At 68.4% G+C, this 6,228-nt stretch carries 5 protein-coding genes and 1 tRNA gene; 3 read left to right on the forward strand and 3 right to left on the reverse strand.

Features of this window, described 5'->3' with window-relative positions; translation table 11 throughout:
* Window positions 1–3: 3 nt before the first annotated feature.
* Window positions 4–1,515 carry a nitrogen regulation protein NR(I) gene (ntrC, locus tag JMF90_RS19745; RefSeq protein WP_023477459.1) on the forward strand — a complete coding sequence of 504 codons (1,512 nt, stop codon included), beginning with the start codon at window positions 4–6 and terminating at the stop codon, window positions 1,513–1,515.
* A gap of 87 nt (window positions 1,516–1,602) precedes the next feature.
* Window positions 1,603–3,711, forward strand: a complete 2,109-nt coding sequence (locus JMF90_RS19750) for a prolyl oligopeptidase family protein (protein WP_054927968.1) — start codon at window positions 1,603–1,605, stop codon at window positions 3,709–3,711.
* Between the two features lie 25 nt (window positions 3,712–3,736).
* Here the strand turns inward: JMF90_RS19750 and xth are convergent, their stop codons facing one another.
* Window positions 3,737–4,513 (reverse strand): exodeoxyribonuclease III, encoded by a 777-nt coding sequence (gene xth, locus JMF90_RS19755; RefSeq protein ID WP_006478369.1) that lies wholly within the window; start codon window positions 4,511–4,513, stop codon window positions 3,737–3,739.
* A 171-nt stretch (window positions 4,514–4,684) separates the two neighbouring features.
* Between xth and JMF90_RS19760 the strand changes: the two genes are divergently transcribed.
* Window positions 4,685–4,761: transfer RNA gene (locus JMF90_RS19760), tRNA-Met, on the forward strand.
* Between the two features lie 97 nt (window positions 4,762–4,858).
* Here the strand turns inward: JMF90_RS19760 and JMF90_RS19765 are convergent.
* Together JMF90_RS19765 and JMF90_RS19770 are read right to left on the reverse strand one after the other, a co-directional pair.
* A complete protein-coding gene (locus JMF90_RS19765; RefSeq protein ID WP_034174512.1) occupies window positions 4,859–5,662 on the reverse strand; it encodes a DUF3472 domain-containing protein in 804 nt (267 codons plus the stop codon).
* A 296-nt stretch (window positions 5,663–5,958) separates the two neighbouring features.
* A partial coding sequence (locus JMF90_RS19770; protein ID WP_201325339.1) for an aspartate/glutamate racemase family protein occupies window positions 5,959–6,228 on the reverse strand: 270 nt, incomplete at its 5' end.

Here is a 6,228-nt window from a genome sequence, read left to right on the forward strand (position 1 = left end):
CCTATGAAGCCGATCTGGATAGTAGACGACGACCAATCGATCCGCTGGGTGCTTGAAAAGGCACTCGCCCGGGACAGCTTCGCGACGAAGAGCTTCGCGAACGTGCGCGATGCGCTGGCCGCGCTCGACCACGAGACGCCGCAGGTGCTCGTGTCCGACATCCGGATGCCGGGCGGCTCGGGCCTCGAGTTGCTGCAGGCGATGCACGAGCGGCTGCCGGGCCTGCCCGTCATCATCATGACGGCGTTCTCCGATCTCGACAGCGCCGTCGCGGCGTTCCAGGGCGGCGCGTTCGAATACCTCGCGAAGCCGTTCGACGTCGACAAGGCGGTCGAGCTGATCCGCCGCGCGGTGGAAGAAAGCCTGCGCGGCGGCGCGCCGCAGGACGAGCGCGTGGCCGAGGCGCCCGAGATGCTCGGCCAGGCGCCGGCGATGCAGGACATGTTCCGCGCGATCGGCCGCTTGTCGCATTCGGCCGCGACCGTGCTGATCACCGGCGAGTCGGGCACCGGCAAGGAGCTCGTCGCGCGGGCGCTGCACCGTCACAGCCCGCGTGCGAACGGACCGTTCATCGCGCTGAACACGGCGGCGATTCCGAAGGATCTGCTGGAATCCGAACTGTTCGGCCACGAGCGCGGCGCGTTCACCGGCGCGCAGACGACGCGCCAGGGCCGCTTCGAGCAGGCCGAGAACGGCACGCTGTTCCTCGACGAAATCGGCGACATGCCGTTCGATCTGCAGACGCGCCTGTTGCGCGTGCTGTCGGACGGGCAGTTCTACCGCGTGGGCGGCCACAACCCGCTGCGCGCGAACGTGCGCGTGATCGCCGCGACGCACCAGAATCTCGAGTCGCGCGTGCGGCAGGGGCTGTTCCGCGAGGACCTTTACCATCGGCTCAACGTGATCCGGCTGCGTCTGCCGCCGCTGCGCGAACGCAGCGAGGACATCGCGCTGCTCACGCGCCACTTCCTGCAGAAGAGCGCGCGCGATCTCGGCGTCGAGCCGAAGCGCGTGTCCGACGATGCGCTCGCGTACCTGACGTCGCTGCCGTTTCCCGGCAACGTGCGGCAGCTCGAGAACCTCGCGAACTGGCTGACCGTGATGGCGCCCGCGCAGACGGTCGAGATCAAGGATCTGCCGCCCGACCTCGTGCCGGCCGGTGCGCCGGTCGTCGCGACGGGCGACGGCGCGGACGCGCACGGCAGCGGCGGTCACGCAGCGGCGCCTGCCGCGATCGGTGCAGCGCCGACGGCCGCGCCCGTCGCGAGCGCGGCGAACGGCAGCGCGCCGGCCGGCTACCCGTTGTGGGAGCACGGGCTGCGCACCGAAGTCGCGCGGCTGTTGCGCGAGAACTCGGCCGACGTGATGGACGAACTCGCACGCCGCTTCGAAGCCGCCGTGATCCGCGAGGCGCTCGACTTCACGCGCGGTCGCAAGGTCGAGGCCGCAGAGCGGCTCGGCATCGGCCGCAACACGATCACGCGCAAGATCCAGGAACTCCATCTGGAACCCTGAGCACGATTCGCGGCATGCGCGGGCCCGCGCATGCCGCGATCGGACATAATCGCGGTTTGCATGCAGCTTGCCATTCCGCGATCCTCAATGTCCGAATCCTTCCGCTGGCCCGCCGGGGCCGACCCGTTCCGTTTCCTCGAAGCACTCGACAGCAAGCGCGCCCGCACGTGGGTCGACGAGCAGAATGCGCGCACCCGCGCCGCGTTGCGCGACGACGATGCCTATCGCGCGCTGACCGCGCGTCTCGCGAAAGCGTATCTGCCGCGCGAACGCCCGGTGATTCCGACCCGCTGGCGCGACTGGGCGTACGACCTGTGGCAGGACGATCTCCATCCGAAGGGGCTGTGGCGCCGCACGCGCTGGGCCGACTGGCGGGCCGGCCAGCCGGCCTGGGAAACGCTGCTCGACATCGACGCGCTTGGCGCCGAAGAGGGCGAGTCGTGGGTGTTCGAGCAGGAGGCGATCCTGTATCCGGACGGCGATCGCGTGCTGCTGTCGCTATCGCCGGGCGGCGCCGACGCGGTCGTCGTGCGCGAATTCGACCTCGTCGAGCGCCGTTTCGTCGACGGCGGTTTCACGATCGACGCGCCGGGCCATCACACGGTCGGCTGGATCGACCGCGATACCGTGTACGTGAGCTGGGATCGCGGCGAAGCGCATGCGACCGCCGCCGGTTATCCGTATGAAGCGCGGCGCTGGGTGCGCGGCACGGCGCTTGCCGACGCGCCCGTCGTGTTCAGCGGCGAACCCGACGACATCAGCGCAGGCGCGTGGTACGACCCGATCGACCGCCGCCACGTCGCGTGGCGCAGCGTCGATTTCTTCGACGCACACGCGTACTGGTTGAACGACGCGGGCGAATGGGCGCGCTACGACGTGCCGACGCATGTCGAGGTCGGGTTCTGGGAGGGTTGGCTCGTGCTGGAGCCGCGCCTCGACTGGGATTGCGACGGCGTGCGCCACGCGGGCGGCTCGCTGCTCGCGATTCGCGAAGAGGCGTTCCTCGCCGGCGCGCGCGAATTCACGACGCTGTTCGCGCCGCGGCCGACGACGTCCGCCTGTACGTGGACGCATACGCGCACGACGCTGATCGCCAGCTGGCTCGACGACGTGCACAACCGCACGATGCTGTGGCAGCCGCGGCAGGCCGACGACGGGGCGTGGACGTGGGACGCGCGGCCGTTCGACTGGCCCGGCGACGCGCAGATCGACGTCGAGCCCGTCGAATCGACGCTGAACGACGAAGTGTACGTCGACGTCGACACCTATCTCGATCCGCCCGAATGCTGGCTGGCCGATCTGGCCGACCGCGCGGACGATGCACCGTCGCGCCGCGTGCTGCTCGACCGGCCGCCGGTGCAGTTCGACGCCGCCGGGCTGGTCGTACGGCGCGCGAGCGCGCGTTCGCACGACGGCACGGTGGTGCCGTACACGCTGATCGGGCCGCGCGATGCGCTCGACGCACCTGAAGGTGTGGCGCGCGTCGCGCGGCCGTGCCTGCTGTCGGGCTATGGCGGCTTTGCGATCCCGAACCTGCCGGGCTACAGCGATGCGTTCGGCATCGGCTGGCTCGAACGCGGCGGCGTGATGGCGTTCGCGCACATCCGCGGCGGCGGCGAGTTCGGGCCGCGCTGGCATACCGACGCGCAGCGCGAACATCGCCAGCGTTCGTTCGACGATTTCATCGCAGTGGCCGAGGATCTGGTTGCGACCGGCGTGACGAGCGCCGCGCAGTTGGGGATCGAGGGCGGCAGCAACGGCGGGCTGCTGGTCGCCGCGTGCATGATGCAGCGGCCGGAGTTGTTCGGCGCGGTGCTGTGCCGCGTGCCACTGCTCGACATGCAGCGCTATCCGAAGCTGCACGCGGGCGCCGCATGGCTCGACGAATACGGCGATCCGGACGATCCGAGCGAAGGCGCGGCGCTGGCAGCGTATTCGCCCTATCACCGCGTGCGCGAAGGTGTCGTGTATCCGCCGTTGCTGCTGACGACGTCGACCCGCGACGACCGCGTGCATCCCGCGCATGCACGCAAGCTGGCCGCGCGCATGCAGGCGCTCGGTCACGAACGGGTGTGGTACTGGGAGAACACCGACGGCGGCCACGGCAGCGCCGACGATCTCGAACGCGCGGAAGCCGATGCGGCCGAATTCGGCTTCCTGTGGGCCCATCTCGGGCCGGCGCCCGCGCGGCGCTGATCGCGCGTGAACAGGCCCTGGGCGATCAGCCGACGATCGCGACGACGGGCGTGTGGTCGGACGGCTGTTCCCACGTGCGCGGCGTGCGATCGACCTCGCACGACGCGCAGGTTGCCGCGAGCGCCGGCGACAGCAGGATGTGGTCGATGCGCAGCCCCGCGTTGCGGCGGAACGCCATCATCCGGTAGTCCCACCACGTGAAGGTTTTCTCGGGCTGCTCGAAGCGGCGGAACGCATCGACGAAGCCGAGTTCGATCAGCTGCGCGAAGTGCGCGCGCTCCTGCGGCGACACGAGGTTCTGGCCTTCCCATTTCGCGGGATCGTGCACGTCGCGGTCTTCCGGCGCGATGTTGTAGTCGCCGAGCAGCGCGAGCTTCGGGTAGCGCTGCAGCTCGGTGCGCAGCCATGCCTGCAGCGCGTCGAGCCACTGCATCTTGTAGACGAACTTGTCGGAGTCGAGCGCCTGGCCGTTCGGGAAGTAGGCGGACACGATGCGCACGCCGTCGACCGTCGCGGCGATCACGCGCTGCTGCGGGTCGTCGAAGCCGGGGATGTTGCGCACGACGTCCGATTCGTCGACGGCGAGCGTGTCGCGCACGAGGATCGCGACGCCGTTGTAGGTCTTCTGGCCCGTGAACCAGCTGCGGTAGCCGACCGCCTCGAGATCGGCGCGCGGGAATTTCTCGTCCGGCAGCTTCAGTTCCTGCAGGCACAGGACGTCGGTGCCGCTTTGCGCGAGCCAGTCGAGCACGTGCTGTTTGCGGACGTTGAGCGAGTTGACGTTCCAGGTGGCTATTTTCATGAACGGGAGGGGCGTGCGGCGTGAATTCGGAGGCCGTCATCTTACCGCGAGCATGGGGTGCGAACGCGGATGTCGTGCAGGGTCACGCATCGTCGCGCGAGGAAGGGAAGCAGAAATTGTGACAAAAGTATTGACGTGAGTACTTCCTCACCCTATAATTTATTTCTCTGACGCGGGGTGGAGCAGTCTGGCAGCTCGTCGGGCTCATAACCCGAAGGTCACAGGTTCAAATCCTGTCCCCGCAACCAAGCACACCAGACGATGTGCCGCGCAATTGACCGATGCGCACCTCGTCCACGAAAAACCCGGCTCCATGCCGGGTTTTTTGTTTTCCGCGTCCGCTTGTTATTTCGGCGCGCCCGGGCTCCCGGGCAGGAAGCCGTTCTCGAGCAGATAGGTCGTCGTGTTGACCAGCGTGGTCCGTGCGTTCGGCGTGCCCGAGAGCACCGCGCACTTGTCCTTGCCCGTATTCAGCCGGATCGACCGCTCGGTCGCCGGGTAGTCCACATCCTTCAGGTAGAAATGCGGCAGCGACGTCATGTAGCGCGCATACGGCACGCACGGCCGCTGCATCGGGTCCTTCGACGCGGCGTTGAACGGGAAGTACTCGTCGAACAGGTAAGCCGAGCTCGACAGGCCGCCCCAGTCCGCCGGCACCGCGATACTGCCGGTCGGCGTCGTGGCGCCGGTGGCGACGTCCGTGATGAAGCCGTCGACGGTCGAGCGCCCGTCGCTGCGATTGGCCTGCGTCACGGTGACCTGCAGCCGATAGGCGTGGCCGGTTTTCCACGGGTAGGCGATCGAGCACGACGTGCCGGAGCCGCCGTCGGCGCCGCCGCGGCAATTCGCCGACAGCGGCGCCGTGCCGGTGCCGAACGCGCTGAAGATCACCACGTTGGTGCTGCGGGTGCGCGGCTGGATGCCGGTGTAGATCGCGTGTCCGCCGTGTTGCGACGACAACTGGTTGGCCCAGTAGTAACTGGCGTTGACCTGGGTCGGCACGACTTCGGGCGTGATCTCCCACGTCATGCGATCGAAGCCGTCCCTGGGCGTCGTGGCGGCCGATGCGGTGATGCTGGGGTCCGCGTGCGCGTTGAGCGTGGCCGACACGGCGAGCAGCGCGCCGAGCACGGTGCTGAGTCTTTTCATGTTCCTGTTTCCGGTTGGTGGAAAAAGAGACCGCGACGAGCAGCGTCGAGTGCGGTGCCGCTGCTCGCGTACCAATTTGCGGTCACTTTATTACCAATGGATAACCCCTTGTGTCGGCGTGCCCGCGGGAACGGAGTCGCATGATTCGCGGGCCGTTCGTGCCGGCCCGTGTGGTGGGCGAGAGCAGGGCGTCGGCCGAGCGGCGACGCGCGCGCCGGGAGAGTGAATCCCGGCGCGCGAAACAATGCGGCGATGCCGTTCGGCGACGCTTGTCGATACGCGATGGCGCGTGTCGTTCAGCGCGCCGCCCACTCGACGGCTGCTTTCGCATGTAGCGCGGTCGTATCGAATACCGGCAGCGGCGAGTCGTCCGCACCGATCAGCAGCGTGATTTCCGTGCAGCCCAGGATCACCGCCTGTGCGCCGCGCTGGGCCAGTCCATCGATGATCGACACATACGTGGCGCGCGATTCCTCCGAGATGACGCCGTGGCACAGCTCGTCGTAGATGATCCGGTGCACGTCGTCGCGCCCGCGTTCGTCCGGCACCAGCACGTCGAGCCCGAA

The sequence above is a fragment of the Burkholderia sp. E168m23 genome, from assembly GCF_016586125.1.
Lineage (GTDB): Bacteria > Pseudomonadota > Gammaproteobacteria > Burkholderiales > Burkholderiaceae > Burkholderia > Burkholderia orbicola.